This window comes from Sorangium sp. So ce406 (assembly GCF_051474675.1).
GTDB classification, from domain to species: domain Bacteria; phylum Myxococcota_A; class Polyangia; order Polyangiales; family Polyangiaceae; genus Sorangium; species Sorangium cellulosum_G.
This window is the reverse complement of record NZ_CP150340.1, coordinates 8,299,287-8,322,377: the sequence shown is the minus strand read 5'-3', so window position 1 is coordinate 8,322,377 and position 23,091 is coordinate 8,299,287. Positions and strand designations below refer to the sequence as shown.

Below are 23,091 nucleotides of genomic sequence, written 5' to 3'. Positions count from 1 at the left end.
CGGGGGGCGATCACCGGGGGATGAGCCGGTCGATCGCCTGAGCGGGATCGAGGTCGAAGCGCCACGGTCCCATCTTCGTCGGGGCGTCGAGCGCCGTCTTCAGGGCGCGGAGGAACTCGCGCCGCGGCCACTCCACGGCGCCGAAGCGCTCGAGGTGGTCCGTGTACACCTGGCAGTCCACCAGCGCGAAATCCCAGGCGACGAGGTTCCCGAGCAGCGTCGCGAACGCGACCTTCGAGGCGTCGGGCGCACGCGCGAACATCGATTCGCCGAAGAACATCCGGCCCAGCGAGACGCCGTAGAGGCCGCCGACGAGCTCGCCGTCCGACCAGCTCTCGATGCTGTGCGCGATCCCGGCGGCGTGCAGCGCGGTGTACCCGGCGATGAGCTCCTCGGTGATCCACGTGCCGCTCTGCCCCGGCCGGGGCGTCTCGCTGCAGGCCCGCATGACGTCCCCGAACGCCGTGTCGGCCCGCACCTCGATCCCGCCCCGCCGCACCCGCTTGCGCAGCGAGTGCGGGATGTGCGCCTCGCGCGGCGGCAGCACGAAGCGCGGATCCGGAGAGAACCAGAGCAGCGGCAGCCCCTCGTGGGGCCACGGGAAGATGCCCCGGCGGTAACCGGCCAGGAGCCGCTCCGGCGAGGCCTCGCCGCCCACGGCGACGATCCCCTCCGGGGTGGCGCGCTCGGGCGGAGGGAAGTCGAGCTTGCTCGTGAGCAACGGGACGCGCATCGCTGTGGAGCGAATCCTCCCATCAGCGCGGGCGCTTGCAAAGCGTCGCTCGGCGCGCGCGCTCAGGAGGCGCACACATAGTCGGAGCCTTCCACGAAGCCGCGCGCCCCGAGGTGATCGCGGATGAGCGCGCGCGCCCCCCGCGCCCCCACGGCGACCACGATCGTCTGCGCGCCTCGCTCCAGCCGCGACGGGTCGACGATCGGCGCGCCCTGCGCGGTCCGGCCGATCTTGCGCGGATCGATGTCCACGAACCGCTCCGGCGGAGCGCCGTTCCGGGCGAGCGCCCTCGCCAGCTTCCGGCCGGTCTTGCCCGCGCCCCACACCGCCACGGGGCGCGTCGTGCCCAGCTTCCTCGCGAGGTAGTGCGCCTTGGCCTCGAGGAAGCGCTCGATCGCGTACCGCGGATCCGCGAACGTGGCGCGGCCCTCGCGGTGCCGCCAGCGCAGGCCGAGCTCCGGGAGCTTCGCCATGCGCACGCCCGCGGCGTCGAGGCGCAGCCACAGGTCGTAGTCCTCGGCCCACGGCGCCTCCCGGAACCCGCCGACCTGATCGAGCGCGCTCCGCCGCAGCATCACCGACGGGTGGCACAGCGGCGACTCCACGAACATCTCCCGCGCGTGATCCTCGGGCGTGATGATCGAGTTCAGCCAGTCCACGTAGCGCAGCATGCCCTCGCCGACCGGCCCGGCCGCGAACGCCTCGACGCGGGCGCCGACGACGCCGAGCCGCGGATCGCTCCGGAGCGCCTCGACCTGCCGCGCGAGCCGATCGTCGACCGAGATGTCGTCGCCGTCCATGCGCGCGAGGAGCTCGCCCCGCGCTGCCTCCGCCGCGCGGGAGAGCGCCCGCGCGATCCCCACGCCGCCCGTCGCGACCGGGACGACGCGGCGGTCGCGCTGCGCGATGCGCGCGACCGTGGACGGGCCGGCGTCGGTCGAGCCGTCGTCCACGGCGATGACCTCGAGGTCGAGGTCGCGCTCGGCGAGCACGCTCTCCAGCGCCTCCTCGATCGTCGCCTCTGCCTGCCGGTACGGGAGCAAGACGGAGACGAGCGGCGCCACGCCAGGACCATGGCGGCGCGCCGGCGCAGCGTCCAGGAGAAGGGGCCCGCGCCCGCGTCAGACGTCGCGGGCCAGCCGGATGCCGCTCATCTGCCAGCGCGCGTCCGGCGGGAAGAAGTTCCGGTACGTCGCGCGGATGTGGCTCGCTGGGGTCGCGCAGGACCCGCCGCGGAGCACGAGCTGGTTGCTCATGAACTTGCCGTTGTACTCGCCGAGCGCCCCCGACCACGGGCGAAACCCGGGGTACGGCGCGTACGCGCTCGACGTCCATTCCCACACGTCGCCGAGCATCTGCCGCGGGGCTCCCGGCCGCGATGGAGCGACCGCGGGCGCGGGGTGATAGCGCCGGCGATCGGCGAAGTTCCCCTCGAGCGCCGCCTCGCCCCGCGCGGCGCCGCCGCGGCTCTCCTCCGCGCCGGCGAGCGCGCCCTGCGCCGCGGTCTCCCACTCGGCCTCGGTCGGGAGCCGCGCGCCTGCCCACCGGGCGTAGGCGTCGGCCTCGTAGTAGCTCACGTGGCAGACGGGCTCGTCGACGTCGACCTCACGGAGCCCGTGGAGCGTGAACAGCTCGAACCCGTCGTCGCGGCGCTCCCAGTAGAGCGGCGCCTCCCACCGGTTCGCCACGACCGCATCCCAGCCGCTCGACAGCCAGAGCTCCGGCCGCGCGTAGCCGCCGTCCCGCATGAACGCGAGGTACTCGCCGCACGTCACCGGCCGCTCCGCGAGCGCGAACGCGCCCACGAACACGCGGTGGCGCGGCGCCTCGTTGTCGAAGGCGAACGCGCCCCCGCCATGGCCGATCCAGCGTACGCCCTCGGCGTGATCGAGGTAGCGGAGCTCCCCGGCCGCGCCGCCGCCCCGGTCCGGCTGCGCGCCGCCGAAGATCGCGGGGCGCAGCGGGTTCTGCGCCATCGCGTGCTTCAGGTCGGTCAGGATCAGCTCCTGGTGCTGCTGCTCGTGGTGCAGCCCCACCTCGATCGTGAACGCGAGGTCGGCGACGTGTCGACCCGCGGCGAGCTTGTCGAGCAGCTCCCGCATGCGCTCGTCGACATGGCGCCGGTAACGGTAGGTCTCCTCCACGGTCGGCCGCGACAGGATCCCTCGCTGCGGCCGGCTGTGCCGCTCCCCCACGCTCACGTAGTACGAGTTGAAGAGGTACCCGAACTGCGGGTGAAACGGCGTGTACCCGGCGCGCTCCGCGAGCACGAACGTCTCGAAGAACCAGGCCGTGTGCGCGAGGTGCCACTTCACCGGGCTCGCGTCCGGCATCGACTGGACGACGTGGTCCTCGGGGCAGAGCGGCGCGCAGAGCGACTCCGTGAACGCCCGGACGGCGTCGTACCGCGCTCTCAGCCCGACCGCGGCGCGTTGCGCCTGTTCCATCGCGTTCCCTCGGGTCCTTGGTTTCGCGAGGCGCCTCGCCGCGGCGAGCGGAGCCTAGCGCTTCTTGAAGTCGCCGAGATGCGTGATGTACCAGCGACCCTGCCAGGAGATGATCGTGTGGACGTCGATGCTCGCCGGCTTTCCGTCGATCTCGTACTTCAGCTTGCCGTGCAGGGAGCGGTAATAGCCGATCTTGTTGACCTCGTCTCCCGGCGGCACCCACTTCGGCCTGGAGCCGACCTCGAAGCCGACGAACCGCGCGCCCTCCCAGCCCTTGCGCTTCCGGTGCATCGTCTTCACGTCGTTGAGGTAGGCGGCGTGGAGGTTGTCCCAGTACTTGCCGGGGTCCTTCACGTCCTTGAGCGGGATGAACGGCTCCTTTGGGAACCAGAACGGATCGGCGAGCGCCGGCTCGTTCTTCACGATGGCGTCGAACAGCGCGCTGGCGCGCGAGGTGAGCTCCTGGCTCTCGAGCGGCGGCAAGATCTTGTTCGTTGCAGAGAACGCCGCGTCGCCGGCGTCCGCGGGAGGCGCCGATCCCGGCTGGAGCGGCCCGTCGGCCGCCGCGTCGGCACCCGTGCGAGCGCCTCCGTCTTGCGGCAGCTCTGGCGTCGCTGCGTCCTGCGGAGGTGGCGCCGACGCCGCGCCGGCCGCGCCCGCGCCCGCGCCTGACGTCGCTGTTGCTGCTGCCGTCTTCGGCGAGGTGCCGGCCGAGGGGAGCTGAGCGCTCTCGGCCGGCCGGGCGTCCGGCGCCGGCGTGGGCGCCGCGCAGCCCATGACCACGGCGAGCGCGCCCACGACGACCTGCTTGATCATGCGCATGCCCCTATCGCAGCGCCCCAGCGTCGACAAGCGATGCTGGGGCGCTGGGGCGCGGCCGGGCCGCCCGTCCGACGGGCGGACGTGGCTCACTTCTCGAGGATGATGAACTGCACGCGCCGGTTCTTGGCCTTGTTCGCGGGCGTGACGTTCGGCGCGACCGGACGATCCTGCCCGTAGCCCTTCGCGACCAGCCGCGAGCCGTCCACGCCGGCCCTGGTCAGCCAGGTCCGCACCGAGTTCGCGCGGGACTCGCTGAGGGTCTGGTTGTGCTCTCGCCCGCCGGTGTTGTCGGTGTGCCCCTGGATCTCGACCTTGCGGATGTTCGGATTCCGCTGGAGCACGTCCGCGATCTCCTCCATCAGCGCGTTCGAGTCGCCCAGGATCTTCGCCGAGTCGGTCTCGAAGTGGATCTGCTTCGAGATCTTGATCTCGTTGCCCTGCACCTTCACGAGCGAGACCTTCGGCCGCTTGTTCACGGTGAGCTGCGCGCGCGTGTCCTCGCTGGTCCGGACGTCGGCCTGGTTGACGTGGTTCATGTAGCCCTGCGCCTCGACCTTGAGCGTCACCGCGCCGGCCGGCAGATCGGGGAAGCGGAAGGCGCCGCTCGCGTCGGTCGTCGCGGTCTGCTCGCGCCCCGCCGCGTCGACGAGCCGGATCGTCGCGCCGGCGACCGCGTCCGCGCTCTCCGCGTCCTTCACCGTCCCGACGACGTTGCCGGTCTTGGGGAGCGCCTCGAGCGAGCAATCGACGTCCACGAACGTGGTCCCTTGCGGCTGCGCCGGGTTCGGCGCCATGCCGGGCAGCCCCGACTGCGGTCCGAATTGACCGGGCTGCCCCGGCTGCGGTCCGAAGCCGCCGGGCTGCGGACCGAAGCCACCGGGCTGCGGACCGAAGCCGCCGGGCTGCGGACCGAAGCCGCCGGGCTGCGGACCGAAGGCGCCCGGCTGTCCGGGTTGCGGACCGAAGGGCCCCGGCTGCGCGCCGAAGGGCCCCGGCTGCGCGCCGAAGGCGTCGGGCTGCCCGGGCTGCGGGCCGAACGCCCCAGGCTGCCCAGGCGCTGCCCCGCCGGCGAGGATCGTCGCCTGGCACGTGCCCGGCTTGTAGCCGTTCGCCCGGACGTTGAACGTGTAGGTGCCCGGCTCGAGGTGCCGCGTGAGGAAGCGGCCGTCCGGCCCTGTCGCGTACGGCGGCTGCGGGACGCCCTCGACCGTGACGATCGCGTCCGCCACCGCCGCGTCGGGCCGGTTCTGCTCATGCACGAGCCCGCGCACGAAGGTCTGCGGCGCGGGCACGAGCTGCGGCGGCTCGCGGACGATCTGCGGCGCGGGGGCCGGCGGCGGCTCCTTCTGCTTCGTGTCGTACGCGTAGCCGATCCCGAGATACAGCGTCCACGGCGCCTGCGGCGCGACCTCCTCGATGAACACGGAGGTCGCCGACAGCCCGAGGTCGAACGCCGCGTGCCCGGACAGCCCGCGGAACGCCTTCTCGAACGGCGTCACGCGCACGCCGAGCGACAGCCGCGACGGCGCCGCCGCGTAGCCCGGCCCGCCCTGGTTCTGCGGATCGGGCGACGCGAAGTCGTCGAGCCCGAGGCAGACGTCGCCGCGCGACACGCGGCTCGTGTGGCACTCGTAGCCCTGCCGGTTCACCGGGATATCCAGGGTGTACTCGAGGTACGGCTGCACCTTCGGCAGCGGCATCTCCACGCCCAGATAGGTCTGGAAGAAGTCGACCCGGTTGATGCCGAGCCCGAACCGCTCGATGCGCGAGATCGGCTGCCGATCGCGGCCGTCCCTGAACGCCAGGGCTCGCTGCTCCTCGACCTCCTCGACGAGCACGCCGGAGTTGTCGAGCTTGTAGCCGAGGTTCAGGTTGACCCGCAGCGGGAACCCCTTGCCCTGGGGCTTGCGGAGATCGAGCGTCGCGAGCCCGCGGAAGACCGCGCTCGTCCCGCCGCCGGCCAGGCCGACGTCGCCCGTCCCGTTGAGCAGGAGGAGCTGCGCCTCGCCGCCGAAGGAGAGCGGCTTGCCGATCTTCGTCGGCGTGAACGCCTTCACGCCGAACGTCGTGTCGCCGAGCACCTGCAGCAGCCGGGGACGACCCTGATCGTTCGCGTTCGCGAACGTCCGGATCGCCGCGTAACCCTCGAGGAAGGGCAGGGGGGTCGCGTTCAGGGCGAACAACGCGCCCACGTGGCTCGCCGAGTCCTCCAGCGCGTCGGGGCCGCACGTGATCGGCTGGCCCGCGGGCGTCGACTCCGTCGGATCGCAGAGGAAGCCGCTCGTCGAGAACCAGTCGAGCAGGAACGACACCCGGAACGTGCCCGGCGCGCCGGAGCCCGCGGTCGACGTCCTGAGGAGCCCGGTCGAGCCCCAGAGGTTCGGCTGCGCCGTCAGCGACAGCGCGCGCTCCTGCTCGTCCCACGCCGTGGAGGAGGGCGCCGTCGCGCTGGCTCGCGCGCCCTGAGCGCCGGCGGACGCCTCCGCGCCGAACGTGAAGCTCGCGTCCGGCGGCGGCTGACCTTGAGAGGGCGCCGGCCCGAACTGCGGAGGCGGAGCGCCGCCCGGGAAGCCCGGCTGCGGCCCGAACTGCGGAGGCGGAGCGCCGCCCGGGAAGCCCGGCTGCGGCCCATACTGCGGAGGCGGAGCGCCGCCCGGGAAGCCCGGCTGCGGCCCGAACTGCGGAGGCGGAGCGCCGCCCGGGAAGCCCGGCTGCGGCCCGAACTGGGGAGCGTCGCCCGGAGAGCCCGGCTGCGGCCCGAACGGGCCAGGCTGGGTGGGAGGAGGCTCGGACCCGAACGGCCGAGGCGGCGCCGGCTGCTGGCCGGGGGGCGGCTGCGGTCCGAAGGGCGGCTGCGGTCCGAAGGGCGGCTGCGGCTGCTGCGCCTCGGCGGCGCCCGCGAGCGTGAGACAGCCGACGAGCGGCAGCGCCGTGAGCGCAGCGCGCCGGGGCCTGTCGGCGAACACCTTCAGAAGCGTATGCATCGAGCCTCATCCGCGAGGTCGATCAAGGAAACGCCCGCCAATCGGGACGGTGGAGACCTCGCGCGCGGCCCGTTGTACCACTGCGGGCGGCCCACGAAACAGCGGTTTTCGTCGGCGGCAGATTCGCGACAAGCCGCGCCGCGCAGCTCAATAAGTGCGGCCTCGCTGCGGCATCCGCGACCGCGCCTCGAGGTGATGCCCAGTCGTCGGCGCCTCCCGCGAGCGCTCTGCGCGCCACGTCCTCCGTCGAGCCGCGCTCTGCCGCACGGGCGACCCGGTCGCAAACGTGCTGGACCGCTGCGCCCGCGGTCCGGGCGCTCCTTGGCCGAGGCCGCGCCGCCGCCCAATCCCGCGGGCGCGCATGCTAGGAAAGCCACCATGGCATCCCGCGGGCGTATCCTGATCGTCGACGACGAGGCCAACGCGCGCGCGGCGCTCTCCGAGATCCTTCGCGAGGAGGGGTACACCACCGAGACGGCGGCGGACGGCTTCAAGGCGCTCGGCAAGCTCGAGGAGTTCGCGCCCGATGTGGTCCTGACCGACCTGAAGATGCCCGGGCTCGACGGCATCCGGATGATGGAGAAGGCGCAGCTCGCGCTGCCGGACGCGACGTTCGTCGTGATGACCGCGTTCGGCACCATCTCGAGCGCCGTCGAGGCGGTGAAGAAGGGCGCGTACAACTACCTGACGAAGCCGCTCGATTTCTCGGTGCTGGCGGTCGTGGTCGAGCGCGCCGTGGAGCGGGCGAAGCTGCTCCAGGAGAACTCGCGGCTGAGGGAGCGGCTGCGCGAGCGCAACGCGTTCGGCCACGTGATCGCGAGCCACCCGGGCATGGTGAAGCTCGTCCGGCTGGTCGAGCAGGTGGCGCCGAGCCGCGCGAGCGTGCTGATCGTGGGCGAGACGGGCACGGGCAAGGAGCTCGTCGCCGAGATGATCCACCGCGCCAGCCCGCGGGCGAAGGCGCCGCTCGTCCGGCTGAACTGCGCCGCGCTGAGCGAGTCGCTCCTCGAGAGCGAGCTGTTCGGCCACGAGCGCGGCGCCTTCACCGGCGCGGTCGGGCGCCGCGAGGGCCGCTTCGAGCAGGCGAACGGCGGCACCCTGTTCCTGGACGAGGTGAGCGAGATCCCGCTCGCCACCCAGGTGAAGCTGCTGCGCTTCCTGCAGGAGCGGACCTTCGAGCGGGTCGGCGGCAACGAGACCCTCAAGGTCGACGTGCGCATCCTCGCCGCGTCCAACCGCGACCTGCGCCAGCGCATCGCCGAGGGCCTGTTCCGGGAGGATCTCTATTACCGGCTCAACGTCGTCACCCTGGAGATCCCGCCGCTCCGCGACCGACGGAGCGACATCCCCGAGCTCGCGACGTTCTTCCTGGGCCGCTATGCGCAGGAGAACGGCAAGCGCATCGAGGGCTTCACCGACGAGGCGCTGTCGGCGCTGACGAGCTACTCGTTCCCCGGCAACGTGCGCGAGCTGGAGAACGCGATCGAGCGCGCGGCGGTGCTCTGCGACGGCCCGCGCATCGAGCTCCGGCACCTGCCGGCCCAGATGTCGTCCGAGCCGGCGGAGGCGGCCGACGCGATGCCCCGCATCCCCGGGAGCACCATCTACGACCTGGAGCGCTACGCGATCCTGCGCACGCTCGAGGCGTGCAAGGGTTCGACCTCCAAGGCGGCGACGATCCTCGGGATCAGCCCGCGCAAGATCCAGTACAAGCTGCACGAGTACAGCGCGGCGAACGCGCGCGGCCGGGCGAGGCCGGGCGACGGGGCGCCCGGCGAGCATCCCGAGGGTGAGGAGGGCGCATGAGCAGCGGAGCGGAGCCTCTCGTCGAGCAGCGCGCGGAGCGCGCCGCGCCGGCGCGCTCCGGCGACGAGGCGGCGGACGGCGAGCTCTTGATCGACGTGCGCGGCCTGATGAAGACGTTCCGGGTGGGCTTCTTGCGCCGGAAGGCGGTCGAGGCGGTCAAGGGGGTGAGCTTCGGCGTGCGCCGCGGCGAGATCTTCGGCTTCCTCGGCCCGAACGGGGCCGGCAAGACGACGACGATCAAGATGCTGACGGGCCTCATCTCCCCGACGGGCGGCGAGGCGTACCTGTTCGGCGCGCGCGTCCCCTCGCCCGAGGCGCGCCGGAAGATCGGCTTTTTGCCAGAGAATCCGTACGTTTACCCGTACCTCACCCCGCGCGAGTTCGTCGAGCTCTGCGGCCGCCTGTCGGGGATGCGCGGCGCGGCGTTGCGCCGGCGGACGATGGAGGTGCTCGATCAGGTGAAGATCGCGTACGCGGCGGATCGTCAGGTGCGCCGGCTGTCGAAGGGGATGCTGCAGCGCACGGGGCTGGCCGCCGCGCTCGTCGCCGACCCGGAGATGCTGATCCTGGACGAGCCGATGAGCGGCCTCGATCCGGTGGGTCGCAAGGAGGTGCGCGATCTCATCTTCGCGGAGCGCGACCAGGGCCGGACCATCTTCTTCTCGACGCACATCCTGAGCGACGTCGAGGCGATGTGCGATCGCGTGGCGATCCTGCGCGAGGGCCAGGTGGTCGTGAGCGGCGCGATCCGGCAGCTCCTGCGCGGCGACGTGCTGCGCACCGACGTCACGCTGGCCGGCGCGAGCCGAGCCCTGCTCGCGGAGCTCGGCGCGAAGGGGTTCGCGACCTCGGTCCGGGGCGACGTCGTGGTGGTCGACGTGGAGGGCGAGGCGCGCGTGCGCGAGGTGCTCCAGGAGGCCCTCACGGCGGGCGCGCAGGTCGTCGAGGTGACGCCGCGCCGCGAGACGCTGGAAGACCTCTTCATGCGTCGCGCGCTGTAGTTGCCCCTCAAACCTTCCTGAAACCGTAGGCCCTCGGGGAGGGAGCTCGCCGCGCGGGGTGGGGGATGGGCCGATGTCTGAGCCTTGGCCATCACGCCTCCGGCGCAGCCGGAGGTGTGGTGGCCAAGGCGAGTTCGGCGGGGCCCCCACCCCGCGCGGCGAGCTCCCTCCCCGAGGGCCGGGCAGCCGCGCTAGGCCGTGGCTCCCGCCACGTCCTGCTTGGCCGCCTCGATGATCTCGAGCGCATACGCTCCGATGGTCGACGCGTCCTCCCCCTCGACCATGACGCGCAGCTTCGGCTCCGTTCCGCTCCAGCGCACCAGGATGCGCCCCTTGTCGCCGAGCGTCTTCTCGATGCGATCCACGGTGAGCCGCGTCCGCTGCATGCTGTCGAGCGGCAAGCGCGTCGCGAACGTCGCGTTCTCCAGCACCTGAGGGACCCGCTGCATCGCCTTCGAGGCGAGCTCGCTCAGCGGCTTGTCCTCCTCCGCCATGATCGCGAGCACCTGCAGCGCCGCCACGATGCCGTCGCCCGTCGTCGCGTGATCCAGGAAAATGAGGTGCCCCGACTGCTCCCCGCCGAACGAGTAGCCGCCGTTCCGCATCGCCTCCACGACGTAGCGGTCCCCGACCGCCGTCCGCACCACGTGCCCGTTGTGCGCCTTGAGCGAGCGCTCCAGGCCGAGGTTCGACATCACCGTCGTCACGATCGTGTTCCGCGGCAGCTTGCCCGTGCGCAGCATCCGCAGCGCGCAGAGCGCCATGATCGCGTCGCCGTCCACGACCTCGCCGCGCTCGTCGACCATGATCACCCGGTCCGCGTCGCCGTCGAGCGCGATGCCGATCGCCGCGCCGCGCTTCAGCACCTCGGCCTTCACGTGCTCCGGGTGCAGCGCGCCCGTCTCGCGGTTGATGTTGCGGCCGTTCGGCTTCACGCCGAGCGCGGTCACGTGCGCGCCGAGCTCGCTGAACACCAGGGGCGCCACGCGGTAGGCCGCGCCGTGCGCCGCGTCGACGACGATCTTCACGCCGTCGAGCGACAGCGCCGTGGGGAACGTGCTCTTGCAGAACACGACATACCGCCCCCGCGCATCGTCGAGCTTCACCGCGCTCCCGATCGCGGCCCCCACCACCCGCGCCTCATCGAGCTCGTGGCTCTCCATGAGCCGCTCGATCTCCTCTTCCTCCGCGTCGGGCAGCTTGTAGCCGTCGGGCCCGAAGATCTTGATGCCGTTGTCCTGGTACGGGTTGTGGCTCGCGCTGATCACGACCCCGGCGTCGGCCCGCATGCTCTGCGTGAGCTGCGCGACCGCCGGCGTCGGGATCGGCCCGCTCAGCATCACGCGCCCGCCCATCGCGCACACGCCGGACGCGATCGCCGTCTCGAGCATGTAGCCGGACAGCCGCGTGTCCTTCCCGATCACCACCCGCACCTGCCGGGACTTCCCGTGGCTCGCGACGAACGCGATCGCGCGCCCGAGCCGCAGCGCCATCTCCGGCGTCATCGGCGGCTGGTTCGCCACGCCGCGCACCCCGTCGGTGCCGAAGAGCTTGCGGCCTGCGGACTGCTTCTGCGGTTCGCCCGTCGCCGACGGAGCGCTCTCCTTCTGATCCTTCTTGGTGTGCTTCGGCACGGTCCCTCTCTGTGGTTTTGCGCTGAGGAGACCACCCTTAGCAACCTTTGCCAAGGCAGCCTACGGGCAATCGCCGGCGCGGGACCGAGGCGCGCTCGTCGCGCCGTGCGCCGCGCCGGCTCGGCGGCGCGGCCGCTGGTCGCGCTCATCGCGCAGCTTCCGGCGGCACCTCGTTGTTGCGCCGCGCTGCCTCGTTGCTCAGGCGCAGCAACACCGACCTCTGCGCCGGCGTGCGCAGGTCCCTCCCGCGCGTCGTGCCCTCGACGCCGCGCGGCGCCGGCAGGAGCGCGTTGACCAGGCCCATCAACCGCACCGTCACCTGCGGCGCGATCCCGTGTGCCCAGCTCAGCAGGTGCGCCGACAGCCCGAGCTTCACCTCGGGGCGCCCCTCCCGCGCCGCCGCCACCACCCGCCGGGCCGCGCGCCGCGCGTCGATCGTCGCGACGGGGATCGACGAGGCCAGGCCGAACCAGCCGAACTCGAGCTGCTGGTTGCCGCCGAACTCGGCGTTGTAGATCGACCCCGTGCGCATCGGCCCGGGGATCACCGTCGTGACGCGCGGGCCGCGCGCGCTCCCGTGGGAGAGCTCGGCCTGGAGGCTCTCCGAGAAGCCCATCATCGCGAACTTCGACGCGTTGTACCCGAGCAGGTGCGGCACGGCGACGCGCCCGCCGATCGACACCACGTTCACGATGCGCGCCGCGCGCCCCTGCTTCTCGAGGTGCGGCAGCGCGCTCAGCGTCGTGTGGACCGCGCTCCAGTAGTTCGAGCGCATCGCCTCGTTGAGCTCCTCCACGCTGAGGTCCTGCATCGGCGCGACCTGGATCACGCCTGCGTTGTTCACGAGCACGTCGATCCGGCCGAACGCGCGCGCCGCGCCGTCGATGAACGCCTCGGCCGCGGCCCGGTCGCCGAGGTCGCACGCCGCCGCATGCACCTCGATCCCGAGCGCCCGCAGCCGCTGCGCGGCCCGGTCGAGCGCGCCGGCGTCGCGCCCGGCGATCGCCACCCGCGCGCCGTGCCGGCCGAACTCCTCGGCCAGGAGCAGCCCGAGGCCGCGGGAGCCGCCCGTGATGACCACGACCCGGCCGCGCAGGTCGAGCCGCCGCATGGCGCGGAACGCCGTCCGCGCGAGCGCGGCGGCCCCGAGGGCTGCCGCAGGGAAGAGCACCGGCGAACGTCGCTTCTTGATGAGTGCCATGGCGCTGGAGCCGGCATCGCGCGTGCCAGCCGGCGCGCCGGCGGGCAGCGACGCGCCTGCACATGGGCGCTGCCGCGGCGGTCCTCTGCGGTGCTCGCTGGCGGTGCTCGCTTGCGCCCGCTCAGCGCTCGCGTCTGCTCCGTGCTCGCGCCCGCTCAGAGCGTCACGACCGGATCCGGCGCGATGCCCAGCAGCGCCGACCGCACCTCGCCGACCAGGTAGATCGAGCCGGTCACGACGACGAGCCCGCCCGGCGCGGCGCCCTCGATCGCCCGCGCCACCGCCGCGCCCGGGTCGCCGATCGGCTCGCCCGGCGCGACCTCGCGCAGCGCCTCGAGCGGGGCGGCCGCGCGGCCCTGCGGCGTCACGTAGAACCGGCGCTGCGCGCGCGGCGCGAGCATCTGTAGCATTTCGCCCCACCCCTTGTCGGCCATCGCGCCGAACACGAGCGAGGTGCGCGCGGCGCCGGGGCCCTCCTCGTCGAGCCACGCCGCGAGCGCCTGCGCGCCGTGCGGGTTGTGCGCACAGTCGAGCAGGACCTGGGCGCCCCCCGCGTCGAGCCGCTCGAGCCGGCCGGGCCAGCGGGCCGCGGCGAGCCCCGCCGGAAGCGCCCGCTCGAGCTCGGGCCACCGGCCGGCGAGCTGCCAGGCGACGCCGCACGCCACGCCCGCGTTCTCCGCCTGGTGCGCCCCCCGCAGGCCGAGCTCCACCTCGATCGCGCTGCGCGCCGGCCCCGCGACGCGCGTCGCGCGCGGTCCCGCGCGCCCCACCGCGATCTCGCCCGCGCGGCCGCCGCGCTCCGCCCGCGCGACGCGGACGCGCGGCCCGGCGCCGACGGTCTGCGCGGCCGCCTCGATCGCGGCGTCCGCCTCGGGATCGAGCGGGCCGAGCACCGCGGGCGCGCCCGGCTTCAGGATGCCGGCCTTCTCCCTGGCGATGTCGGCCAGCGTCGGGCCGAGCAGCGCCTCGTGATCGAACGCGATCGACGTGATCGCCGTGCAGAGCGGCGCCGCGATCACGTTGGTCGCGTCGAGCCGCCCGCCGAGCCCCACCTCGAGGATCGCGAGGTCGACCCCGGCGTCGCGGAACGCCACGAACGCGGCCACCGTCAGCGCCTCGAAGAACGTGAGCGGCGAGGGGACCCGCTCGAGCGCGGCCGAGAGCGCGGCCTCGAGCGCCGCGTCGCCGATCATCTCCCCGCCGATGCGGATGCGCTCGGCGAAGCGCGACAGGTGCGGCGACGTGTAGAGGCCGGTGCGGAGCCCGGCCTCGCGCGCGATCGACTCGACCATCGCGCACACGCTGCCCTTGCCGTTGGTGCCGGCGACGTGCACCGCGGCGAGGCCGGCGTGCGGGTCGCCGAGCGCCGCGAGCGCCTCGCGCACCCGGTCGAGCCCGAGCACCATGCCCCGGGGCGCCCGCTGCCCCAGCGCCTCGAGCAGCGCCGGGAGCCGCGGCGCCGCGGGGCTCATCGCCGCGCCCGGCGACCGCCCGCGAGGTGATGGAGCAGCGTCCCGAGGTACGCCTTCATCTCGAGGCGCGGCACGATGGCGTCGACCATCCCGTGATCGAGGAGGAACTCGGCCCGCTGGAAGCCCTCCGGCAGCGTCTGCCGGATCGTGTTCTCGATGACCCGGGGGCCGGCGAAGCCGATGAGCGCCTTGGGCTCGGCGATGTTCACGTCGCCGAGGAAGGCGAAGCTCGCCGCGACGCCGCCCGTGGTCGGGTGGAGCAGCACCGAGAGGAACGGGAGCCGCGTCTTCCGGTACCGCTCGAGCGCGGACACGCTCTTCGCCATCTGCATCAGCGAGAGGATGCCCTCCTGCATGCGCGCGCCGCCCGACGACTGGAGCAGCACGACCGGGAGCTCCTCGCGCGCCGCGCGCTCGAACAGGCGGGCGATCTTCTCGCCGACGACCGAGCCCATGCTCCCGCCCATGAAGGCGAAGACGAACGCGCCGTACGCGATGTCGCGGCTGTCCATCCTGGCCCGGCCGATCTCGATCGCCTCCTTCGCGCGGCCCTTCTTGTGGAGCGCCGCGACGCGGTCGCGGTAGCTCTTGCCGTCGCTGAACCGGAGCGGATCGTTCGGGGCGAGGTGGTCGTCCCACTGGGCGAGCTCGCCGTCGTCGAGCAGGAGCCGCCGCCAGCCGTCGGCGTCGAGCTTGTGGTGGTGGCCGCACTGCGAGCACACCTCGAAGGTGCGCGCGAGCTCGGCGGCGTCGTGCGTGTGCGCGCAGCCGTCGCAGCGACGGAACACGCCCGCTCCCAGCGAGCGCTTCTCGCTCGCGTCGGTCGTCGGCAGGGTCTTTTCGGGCCAGGTCATCGGCGCACCTTCAGGCGCTCCCGAGGTCCATCTCCTTCACGTCGGAGGGGACCCGGAGCGTTGGTTGTGTCTTCTCCTGCACCTCTCGGGCGCTCACGCCGGGCGCGAGCTCGCGCAGCACGAGCCCCTCGGGCGTCACGTCGAGCACGGCGAGGTCGGTGATGATCCGGTGGACGACGCCCCGCCCGGTGAGGGGCAGCGCGCACTCGTTCAGGATCTTGGGCGCGCCGTTCTTCGCCGCGTGATCCATGATCACGACGACGCGCTTCGCGCTCACCACGAGATCCATCGCCCCGCCCATCCCCTTCACCATCTTGCCGGGGATCATCCAGTTGGCAAGATCGCCCTTCTCGGAGACCTCCATGGCCCCGAGGATCGCGAGGTCGATGTGGCCGCCCCGGATCTGCGCGAACGACTCGGCGCTCGAGAAGATCGCCGAGCCGCGCAGCATCGTCACCGTCTCCTTGCCGGCGTTGATGAGGTCCGGGTCCTCCGACCCCTCGACCGGGTAAGGGCCGATGCCGAGCAGCCCGTTCTCGCTCTGGAGCACCACCTCGATCCCGGCGGGGATGTAGTTGGCGACGAGCGTCGGCATCCCGATGCCGAGGTTGACGTAGTAGCCGTCCCTGAGCTCCAGCGCGGCGCGCTGCGCGATCTGTTCCCGCGTGAGTCCCATCGTGTCCCCTGTCCCTGCGCCGCGCGCGGCTAGGCCGCCGAAGCCTTCCGCACCGTGCGCCGCTCGATCCGCTTCTCGTAGCGCTCGCCCTGGAAGATCCGGTGCACGAAGATCCCGGGCGTGTGGATGTGATCCGGGTCGAGCGAGCCGACCTCCACGAGCTCCTCGACCTCGGCGATCGTCACCTTCGCGGCCATCGCCATCATCGGGTTGAAGTTCATGGCGGTGTGGCGATAGACGAGGTTGCCGAACCGGTCGCCCCGCCAGGCCTTCACGAGGGCGTAGTCGCCGCGGATGGCCGGCTCGAGCACGTAGTCGCGGCCGTCGAACTGCCGGATCTCCTTCTTCTCGGAGTACCTCTTCACCGTGCCGTCGGCGTTGTAGAGCACCGGCAGCCCGCCCTCGCTGATGGCCGTGCCCGCGCCCGTCGGGGTGTAGAACGCGGGGATCCCGGCGCCGCCGGCGCGGATGCGCTCGGCCAGCGTGCCCTGCGGCGTGAGCTCGACCTCGAGCTCGCCGCTCAGGTACTGCCGCTCGAACTCCTTGTTCTCGCCGACGTACGACGAGATCATCTTCCGGATCTGGCGGTTCTGGAGGAGGACCCCGAGCCCGAAGCTGTCGACGCCGCAGTTGTTGGACACGACCACGAGATCCTTCGTGCCGAGCTCCCGGAGCGCCGCGATGCAGTTCTCCGGGATGCCGCAGAGGCCGAAGCCGCCCGCGAGGACCGTGGCGCCGCTCGGGATGTCCCTCACCGCATCCAGCGCGCTCTTGTAGACCTTGTCCATGGCCGCACGAGAGGTAGCCCAACTGGCCGCGAGGCAAAAGCCTCCGCTGCCGCCGCGGCACGCCGTCACGCCGGCGCCGCAGCGCGGCACAGGGGACGGGCGGCGCCGGCCGTGCTCGTCGCCCCGCGGCGCCGCGCGTCGAGCCGCGCCAGCGCGCGGCGAGCGCCGGCGCGCTCGCCTTGGGTGGAGGCGCTCTTACGTCCACGGTCGCTCCACCGCGCGGCGCGACAGGGCCGCCGGCTTCTTGGCCCCGCCCGACGAAACCCCGTAACGGACCGGTGTGCCTCGACCGCTCCCCCTGCTGCTCACGATGCTGGCGCTCTCCTTGCCCGGCTTCCGGTCAGCCGACGCCGCGACGGAAGCGCCGGCGCGATCCATCGCGGCGTCACCTTCGCGCGGGGCGTCGCCGCGCGCGGGCGCCGGCGGGAAGGGCACCGGCGCGAAGGGCGCCGGCGCGAAGGGCGTCACCGCGCGCACGCCGCGCGCGCGCCTCGCGAAGGACCCGGCCAAGGGGCACCGGCCGCGCGCCAGCGACGCGGGCGCGAGGTCGACCGAGCCCGCGAAGCGCAAGGCCGCGCCCCCGACGCCCGCCTCGTCGGTCGGCCATCCGAACGAGGGGCGCCTCGAGGGGGGCGTGCGGCTCGACACCTCGCGCAAGGACATCCGCGTCGTGCCCGCCTACGCCCACGCCGACGTGCGGTGGGGGCTGCCGTCGCTCGTCGGGATGATCGAGCGCGCGGCGCGCGGCGTGGCCAGGAGATACCCGGGCGCCGTTCTCGAGGTCGGCGACCTGTCGCGCCCGCGCGGCGGCGAGGTCCACCGGCACGGCTCCCACGAGAGCGGCCGCGACGTCGACCTCGGCTTCTACGCGCTCGACGCGCGCGGCAAGCAGGTGCACGCGCCGTTCTTCCTGCGGTTCAACGCCCGGCTCGCGTCGACCAACATGCCCGGCGCGCGCTTCGACGTGCCGCGCAACTGGCTGCTCGTGCAGCACCTGCTCACCGATCCGCGCGCCCGCGTGAGCCACATCTTCATCTCCGATCCGCTGCGGCACGCGCTGGTCACCCACGCCAAGCGCATCGGCGTCTCCCGCGCGCTGCTCGTCCGCGCGCAGCTCGCCATGATGCAGCCGACCGGCTCCGAGCCGCACGACGACCACATGCACGTGCGCATCTCCTGCCCCGGCGCCATGCGCGGCACCTGCATCGAGCTCGCGAAGAACGCGCCCTCGTTCCGCACGCGCGCGCGGATGGCGAAGGGGGCAAAGGCGCTCCGGACCCCGGCCGCGGGCGCGCCGGGAAGAGCCGCGCGCGCCGAGAAGGCGACCGCGGCGACGGCGGCGCCCGCGAAGCGGCCCCGGGAGACCGAGGCGAGCGGGCGCGATCCCGCGAAGCGAGCGCGCCCGGAAGGGCCGCGCCGCGACGGCTCCCGCCGGGAGGAGCCGCGTCCCGAGAAGGAGGCGCGCCGGGCCTCGCCGCGAGCGGGCGACGGAGAGGCGCTCCCGCTCGCCGCCGCGCGCGCGGCGGCGCAGCAGCCCATGGGCGGCCTCGATCTGTCGTTCCTCCGCCGCTCGGCGCCCTCCGCGTCCCAGGAGGAGCTCGAGGCAGACTCCGACGGCGCCGACGCGGGCGGCGCGCTCGACGAGAGCGGGGCGCTCAAGATCACGGACTGAGACCCGCGATCTCTGCGCCCGCGCGGCGTGGCCGATCGGATAACGCCGTGCGTCGAAGGTGGTCCCGCATTCCCTAACCGGGAGTCCTCCCATCTAGACCTGGCGAGAAGTCCGCGTGCACACTGGGGCAGTTGAAGGGGGATGTTCATGCGTCAAGCGGACTCCCACACCTCGATTCCCACGCTTCCATCCGCTCCGTCGCTCATCGCCAGGGGCAATGATCGCCGCGCGCTGCTCGCCGCGCTCACGTTCGTCGACAGGCCGCCCCGGAGCGCGGCAGCGCTCGCGGCGTGGTTCGAGAAGCACCTCGTGGCGCCCGGGTGGATGCCGCGCCCGGGCCATGTGACCGAGGGCTTCTCCGAGCAGGTGACGCTCTGCCCGGCCGTCTCCGCGGACCCTGACGAGTCCGAGCTCCAGGGGCTCGTCGACGCGGCGCGGTTCCGCGTGCTCGCCTCGCTCCGCGCCTTCATGCCCCCGGCCGCGGACGATCGCTTCCTCGCCGCTGCCGTCAGCGGCGGGCGCGTGCGCCCCGCCGGGGACGCCGCGCTCTGGGAGCCGTCCCCGCGCGAGGAGGACCTGCTCAGCGACATCGTCCTCAGCCTGTTCGCCGCCGACATCCTGAGCTACCGCGAGTTCCACGACGCGTACCTCTGCGTCTGCAAGACGTGCCTCCGGATCGACTTCGATCCGAGCACGTCCGGCCGCACCGGCTGCCCCGAGCACCAGCCGACCGCCACGGTCAGCGTGATGCGCCGCAGCCGCCCGCCGATCTGAGGCCCGGCCCGAGGGCGCGCTCACCGGCACAGGTCCCGGGGCTCCCGCCCGCATGGCCCTCGCGCTCCCGCCCGCGCGGCCCTGGCGCTCGCGCCTGCGGCCCGGCGCTCAGAGGCAGCCGAGGCGGCACCTGGACGCCTCCTCCAGGCACGTCGACAGGCAGCTCTGGTAGCGCTCGTACAGGCTGCTCTGCGTGGGCTCGCTGCCGCATCGCGTCGCCCTGCACGCCTTGTGGCGCCGCTCGCACGCGCCCACGCACCCGGCGTTGCCGGCCGCCGGGAGGTTGCCGGCCGCGGCGGGCGCGCGGCGCTCCGTGGCCGCGGCGGGCGGCGGCGCGCTCGGGGGCTCCCCGTCCGGCGCACCGCCCTGCGCCGCCCGCTGCGCGGGGAGCACGGGCGCCGGACCGCAGCGCGCGAAGGCGCGGCGCATCACGTCCTCCGCCGCGCCCGGCGGGATCTCGCACGCCCGCGCCACGCTCTCGATCCGGCGCTCGACCGCGGCGGCCGCGCGCGCCGCGACCCCGTCCGGCCGCGGCGCCGGCGGCGCGGCGCTCGCGGCCGCCGCGCTCGCGCGGCCGTCGCTCGCGCGCGCGGCCTCCTCGCCCGGCGCGCTCGACGCCCTGCCGATCAGGAAGGCGACGACCAGGCTGACCACCACGAGCCCCAGGGCCGCGAGCAGGAGGCGGGAGTCGACGCGGCGCGACGCGCGCGCCGGCGCTCGCTCGGCGGCGCCCTGGGCGCCGGCCGGCCGGTATGCCGGCGCGGCGCCGGGCGCGCGCGCCCTCGTGGGCTCGGGCACGGGGACGCCCGGCGTGCGCGTGGTCGGCGGGATCGGCGGCGGCGCCAGCGTCGGCGGGATCTGCGCGACAGGCGAGGGGGCCTGCAGCGGCGAGAGGTTCGGCAGCGGCGCCGGCCGCGGGATGTCGGTGTGCGCCTGTCCGACCGACGACGCGGGCGGCACCGTTCGTAGGTCGGGCCACTCCACGAGCGGCCTCACGGCGCGGAGGTGCTCGACGAGCGACCAGAGCTCGCGCCGCTGCTCGAAGCGGCGGACGAGCTCGTGCGCCGCGCCCTTGATCCCCCGCTCCCAGGGGATGTCCGGCACGCCGAGCTCCTGCGCGAAGCGGCGCAGCTCGGCCAGGCTGAAGCATGCCGCGATGCGCCCGCGGATCTCCGCGGCGTCGCGCGCCGTGCTGCCCGCGCTCCGCGGCCCTCCCGTGACCTCGTCATCCACGCCCTGCAGCTTACCGCACACGCCACGGAAGCCGAACCTGGTATAGGCTCCGAACATCGTGTCCCGCGCTGCGGCAGCCGGGGGACGTGGAGGCCAGAAGGGGAGATGAGCCGAGAGGACAGTGCAATTGGCGCGGCGCCGCCCGCTCGCGCACCGCTGATCGGGCGCGAGGCCGAGCTGTCGGCGCTGGCGCGCGCCCTCGAGGCGGTCGAGAGGGGGCGCTCCACCCGCGCCGTGACGCTCGTCGGCCCCCCGGGCATCGGCAAGACCAGGCTCGTGCGCGAGTTCCTCGAGCGGCAGCGCCAGGGCTCCACCGCGCTGCGCGTCACCTCGGGCAGCGCCGGCGACATCGCGTCGGCGTACGGCATCTTCACGCGGCTCCTGCGCGCCCGCTTCGGCCTCTCGGACGGCATGGACAAGGACGCCGCCCGCGCCGAGGTCCGCGCGCAGGCGGCGCACGTGATGGGCGACCGCAAGGTCGGGGACGTCATCTACTTCCTCGGCCAGTTCATCGGGCTCGCGTTCGGCGACAGCCCGCTCACCCGCGCGGTGCAGGACGACCCCGCGCAGGCCGACCTCATCCGCCGCGCCGTCCTGAAGGCGTTCCTCGAGGCGGACGCCGCCCACGGCCCGCTGTGCCTCGTCTTCGAGGACCTGCACGCCGCCCACGACGACTCGCTCTCGCTGCTGCGCTACCTCATCGAGTACCTCGCGGGCCCGGTGCTGATCGTCTGCGTGGCCCGCCCGGAGCTGCTCACCCGCCAGGACGACTGGGGCAAGGTCGGCGAGCGGCGCCACGCGCTGATCGAGCTCTCGCCGCTCGCCGAGGCCGAGTCGGCGGCGATGGCGAGGGCGCTGCTCGCGCCCTGCATGCCGAGCGGGAGCGAGGACGTCGTCGTCGTCGACGCCGCGGGCGCGCAGTCGCAGCCCCGGCCGGGCGCGCCGCCCGAGCTCGTCGAGGCGGCGTGCGCCTTCGCGAACGGCAACCCGGCGCTGCTCGAGCAGATGGTCCGCATCTGCCACGATCAGGGCGTGATCGAGGAGCTCTCGCCCGACTCCGCGGGCGGGCCGCGCTGGCGCGTGCACCTCGGGAAGCTGTCGACGGCGAGCCTGCCGATGACCGTCGAGGACGCCGTGAACGTCCGCCTCGCGGCGCTCGACCAGGAGAGCCGGCTGCTGCTCGAGCAGGCCGCGACGATCGGCCCGGTGTTCTGGAGCGGCGCGCTGTTCGTGCTCGGCCGGGCGGGCTGTCAGGCCCCCGAGCTGTGGGGCGAGGAGGAGAGCGACAGGGACCTCGACCGGATCCACGCCGCGCTCCGCTCGCTGTGCGACCGCGGCTACCTGCGCAAGCAGGGCGAGTCGAGCTTCGCGGGCTCGGACGAGTACGTGTTCGTGCACGACAACGAGCGCGAGGCGCTCCAGAAGCGGATGGGCGCCGCGGCCCAGCGGCGGTATCACCACGCGGTCGCCGAGTGGCTGGAGCAGCAGGTGGCGGTGCGCGCCAGCGAGGAGTTCCTGGCGCAGCTCGCGATGCACCGCGAGCGCATCGGCGACGCGGTGCGGGCGGGGCTGTCGCTGCTCGACGCCGGGGACGTGGCGCGCGGGCGCTACTCGAACGCGAAGGCCGCGGAGTACTACGCGCGCGGGCTGTCGCTGCTCGGCGACGGGCACGTCGCGCGCCGCATCGACGCGCTCCACGACTACGGCGACGTCCTGCAGCTCGCCGGGCGCATCGACGACGCGCTCGCCGCCTTCCGCGAGATGCTGACGCTCGCCTACCGGCTCGACAACCGGCGCAAGGGCGGCGCCGCGCACAACCGCATCGGGCGGCTCTACCGCGACAGCGGCTCGCTCGACGAGGCCGGCAAGCACCTCACGACCGCGCTCCGCCTGTTCGAGGGCGCGCGGGACGAGCGGGGGAAGGCCTCGACCATCGACGACATCGGCAAGCTGCACTGGCTCCGGGGCGAGTACCAGGAGGCGCTGAAGTGGCTGCGCGACGCGCTCGCCCGCCGCGAGCAGATGGGGGATCGCCGCTCGATCGCGCTGTCGCTGAACAACCTCGGCCTCGCCCTGCAGGACTCGGGCGAGTTCAAGCAGGCGCTCGCGACGTTCGAGCGGTCGCTCGCGATCCGGCGCGAGATCTCGGACCTGCTCGGGGTCGTGATGAGCCTGAACAACCTCGGCATGGTCGCGCAGGATCAGCGCGACCACCGCCGCGCGCTCAAGCTGTTCGAGGAGGCGCTCGAGGTGGCGCGGCAGGTCGGGGATCGCAACCGCACGGCGCTGATCCTGACGAACATCGGCGGCACGCTCTACCGGAGCGGCGATCCCGACCAGGCGGTGCGCGTGCTGCAGCAGGCCGAGGAGCTCTGCGACGAGCTCGGCGACCGGCTCGGCCTCGCCGAGGCGCGGCGGGCGCTCGGGAAGGCGTACATGCTGCGGGGCGACCTGGAGAAGGCGCGCGACTCGATCAGCCGGGCGGTGGACCTGTTCGCCTCGGTGCGGAGCAAGGTGCACCTCGGGATCGCGCTGCGGACGCTCGGGGAGATCACGGCGGCGGGCGGCTGGGGCAGCGCGAACACGAAGAGCGCGCGCGCCTATTTCGCGCGCTCGGTGAGCATCTTCGAGGAGACGGGGAACGAGCTCGAGCTCGCGCGCACCTTCCAGGCCTACGCGCGGTTCCTGACGACCGACCGGAGCTTCGTCGCCAACATGGCAGCGCGGCGCGAGGCGGTGACGATGAACGAGCGGGCCGAGGCGATCTTCGGGCGGCTCAAGATCACGGCGGCGCGCCTCGAGGACGAGCCCACGCTCCCGACGGGCCCGCCGGGGCTCGCGAAGCCGGTCGCGTCGAGCCCCGGGCGCGCGGCCTCCTCCGCCCCGGAGGAGCCGTCGTTCCCGGGGCCCGGCACGGCGTCGACGTCGAGCTGACGCCGGAGCGGGGACCGACGGCGCGCGCGGGCCGGGTGCGGCGCGCGCGGGCCGGCGTGC

General features: G+C 73.7%; 17 protein-coding genes. 5 read left to right on the top strand and 12 right to left on the bottom strand.

Annotated features, from left to right (window positions below):
• Positions 1-10 precede the first annotated feature (10 nt).
• The 5 genes from aat to WME96_RS30945 form a co-directional block, all read right to left on the bottom strand.
• Complete coding sequence (gene aat, locus WME96_RS30965) at positions 11-733, bottom strand: leucyl/phenylalanyl-tRNA--protein transferase (RefSeq protein WP_437285193.1); 723 nt, start codon at positions 731-733, stop codon at positions 11-13.
• A gap of 62 nt (positions 734-795) precedes the next feature.
• A complete protein-coding gene (locus tag WME96_RS30960) occupies positions 796-1,797 on the bottom strand; it encodes a glycosyltransferase (RefSeq protein ID WP_437285192.1) in 1,002 nt (333 codons plus the stop codon).
• A gap of 57 nt (positions 1,798-1,854) precedes the next feature.
• Positions 1,855-3,180: an ergothioneine biosynthesis protein EgtB gene (gene egtB / locus WME96_RS30955; RefSeq protein WP_437285191.1), complete on the bottom strand. Its 1,326-nt coding sequence runs from the start codon at positions 3,178-3,180 to the stop codon at positions 1,855-1,857.
• 54 nt (positions 3,181-3,234) lie between these two features.
• Positions 3,235-3,996 (bottom strand): hypothetical protein, encoded by a 762-nt coding sequence (locus tag WME96_RS30950; protein WP_437285190.1) that lies wholly within the window; start codon positions 3,994-3,996, stop codon positions 3,235-3,237.
• 92 nt (positions 3,997-4,088) lie between these two features.
• Positions 4,089-6,986 (bottom strand): carboxypeptidase regulatory-like domain-containing protein, encoded by a 2,898-nt coding sequence (locus WME96_RS30945; RefSeq protein WP_437285189.1) that lies wholly within the window; start codon positions 6,984-6,986, stop codon positions 4,089-4,091.
• A 378-nt stretch (positions 6,987-7,364) separates the two neighbouring features.
• Here WME96_RS30945 and WME96_RS30940 point away from each other — a divergent pair, with 378 nt between their 5' ends.
• A complete protein-coding gene (locus WME96_RS30940; RefSeq protein ID WP_437285188.1) occupies positions 7,365-8,792 on the top strand; it encodes a sigma-54-dependent transcriptional regulator in 1,428 nt (475 codons plus the stop codon).
• Complete coding sequence (locus WME96_RS30935; RefSeq protein WP_437285187.1) at positions 8,789-9,793, top strand: ABC transporter ATP-binding protein; 1,005 nt, start codon at positions 8,789-8,791, stop codon at positions 9,791-9,793. Before WME96_RS30940 ends, WME96_RS30935 begins: the two co-directional genes overlap by 4 nt.
• 191 nt (positions 9,794-9,984) lie before the next feature.
• Here the strand turns inward: WME96_RS30935 and glmM are convergent, their stop codons facing one another.
• The 6 genes from glmM to WME96_RS30905 form a co-directional block, all read right to left on the bottom strand.
• The gene (gene glmM, locus WME96_RS30930) at positions 9,985-11,427 is read right to left on the bottom strand and encodes a phosphoglucosamine mutase (RefSeq protein ID WP_437285186.1); all 1,443 of its coding nucleotides are present in this window, start codon (positions 11,425-11,427) and stop codon (positions 9,985-9,987) included.
• 145 nt (positions 11,428-11,572) lie between these two features.
• Positions 11,573-12,628 (bottom strand): SDR family NAD(P)-dependent oxidoreductase, encoded by a 1,056-nt coding sequence (locus WME96_RS30925; RefSeq protein WP_437285185.1) that lies wholly within the window; start codon positions 12,626-12,628, stop codon positions 11,573-11,575.
• Positions 12,629-12,783: 155 nt separating this feature from the next.
• Complete coding sequence (locus WME96_RS30920) at positions 12,784-14,100, bottom strand: bifunctional folylpolyglutamate synthase/dihydrofolate synthase (RefSeq protein ID WP_437285184.1); 1,317 nt, start codon at positions 14,098-14,100, stop codon at positions 12,784-12,786.
• On the bottom strand, positions 14,097-14,954 hold the full coding sequence (gene accD / locus WME96_RS30915) for an acetyl-CoA carboxylase, carboxyltransferase subunit beta (protein WP_437285183.1): 858 nt from the start codon (positions 14,952-14,954) through the stop codon (positions 14,097-14,099). Before accD ends, WME96_RS30920 begins: the two co-directional genes overlap by 4 nt.
• Positions 14,955-14,964: 10 nt before the next feature.
• Positions 14,965-15,630, bottom strand: coding sequence for a CoA transferase subunit B (locus tag WME96_RS30910; protein WP_437285182.1), 666 nt, complete (start codon positions 15,628-15,630; stop codon positions 14,965-14,967).
• 29 nt (positions 15,631-15,659) lie between these two features.
• Positions 15,660-16,418, bottom strand: a complete 759-nt coding sequence (locus WME96_RS30905) for a CoA transferase subunit A (RefSeq protein ID WP_437285181.1) — start codon at positions 16,416-16,418, stop codon at positions 15,660-15,662.
• Between the two features lie 280 nt (positions 16,419-16,698).
• On the opposite strand from WME96_RS30905, the gene WME96_RS30900 reads away from it, so the two are divergent.
• Entirely contained in the window at positions 16,699-18,090 is a 1,392-nt protein-coding gene (locus WME96_RS30900; RefSeq protein WP_437285180.1) for a penicillin-insensitive murein endopeptidase, read from the top strand.
• Between the two features lie 147 nt (positions 18,091-18,237).
• On the top strand, positions 18,238-18,864 hold the full coding sequence (locus WME96_RS30895) for a hypothetical protein (protein ID WP_437285179.1): 627 nt from the start codon (positions 18,238-18,240) through the stop codon (positions 18,862-18,864).
• Between the two features lie 108 nt (positions 18,865-18,972).
• On the opposite strand, the gene WME96_RS30890 is transcribed toward WME96_RS30895, so the two are convergent.
• Positions 18,973-20,154: a hypothetical protein gene (locus tag WME96_RS30890; protein WP_437285178.1), complete on the bottom strand. Its 1,182-nt coding sequence runs from the start codon at positions 20,152-20,154 to the stop codon at positions 18,973-18,975.
• 48 nt (positions 20,155-20,202) lie between these two features.
• Between WME96_RS30890 and WME96_RS30885 the strand changes: the two genes are divergently transcribed.
• Positions 20,203-23,031, top strand: coding sequence for an ATP-binding protein (locus tag WME96_RS30885; RefSeq protein WP_437285177.1), 2,829 nt, complete (start codon positions 20,203-20,205; stop codon positions 23,029-23,031).
• Positions 23,032-23,091 lie beyond the last annotated feature (60 nt).

Excerpts from the sequence above, each read along its gene's own strand:
- WME96_RS30925 (WP_437285185.1), bottom strand. The coding sequence starts at position 12,628 with ATGGCACTCATCAAGAAGCGACGTTCGCCGGTGCTCTTCCCTGCGGCA.
- WME96_RS30890 (WP_437285178.1), bottom strand. The coding sequence starts at position 20,154 with ATGTTCGGAGCCTATACCAGGTTCGGCTTCCGTGGCGTGTGCGGTAAG.
- WME96_RS30910 (WP_437285182.1), bottom strand. The coding sequence starts at position 15,630 with ATGGGACTCACGCGGGAACAGATCGCGCAGCGCGCCGCGCTGGAGCTC.
- egtB (WP_437285191.1), bottom strand. The coding sequence starts at position 3,180 with ATGGAACAGGCGCAACGCGCCGCGGTCGGGCTGAGAGCGCGGTACGAC.
- WME96_RS30895 (WP_437285179.1), top strand. The coding sequence starts at position 18,238 with ATGCGTCAAGCGGACTCCCACACCTCGATTCCCACGCTTCCATCCGCT.
- WME96_RS30945 (WP_437285189.1), bottom strand. The coding sequence starts at position 6,986 with ATGCATACGCTTCTGAAGGTGTTCGCCGACAGGCCCCGGCGCGCTGCG.
- aat (WP_437285193.1), bottom strand. The coding sequence starts at position 733 with ATGCGCGTCCCGTTGCTCACGAGCAAGCTCGACTTCCCTCCGCCCGAG.
- WME96_RS30885 (WP_437285177.1), top strand. The coding sequence starts at position 20,203 with ATGAGCCGAGAGGACAGTGCAATTGGCGCGGCGCCGCCCGCTCGCGCA.
- WME96_RS30950 (WP_437285190.1), bottom strand. The coding sequence starts at position 3,996 with ATGATCAAGCAGGTCGTCGTGGGCGCGCTCGCCGTGGTCATGGGCTGC.
- WME96_RS30935 (WP_437285187.1), top strand. The coding sequence starts at position 8,789 with ATGAGCAGCGGAGCGGAGCCTCTCGTCGAGCAGCGCGCGGAGCGCGCC.
- WME96_RS30905 (WP_437285181.1), bottom strand. The coding sequence starts at position 16,418 with ATGGACAAGGTCTACAAGAGCGCGCTGGATGCGGTGAGGGACATCCCG.
- WME96_RS30940 (WP_437285188.1), top strand. The coding sequence starts at position 7,365 with ATGGCATCCCGCGGGCGTATCCTGATCGTCGACGACGAGGCCAACGCG.
- WME96_RS30920 (WP_437285184.1), bottom strand. The coding sequence starts at position 14,100 with ATGAGCCCCGCGGCGCCGCGGCTCCCGGCGCTGCTCGAGGCGCTGGGG.
- accD (WP_437285183.1), bottom strand. The coding sequence starts at position 14,954 with ATGACCTGGCCCGAAAAGACCCTGCCGACGACCGACGCGAGCGAGAAG.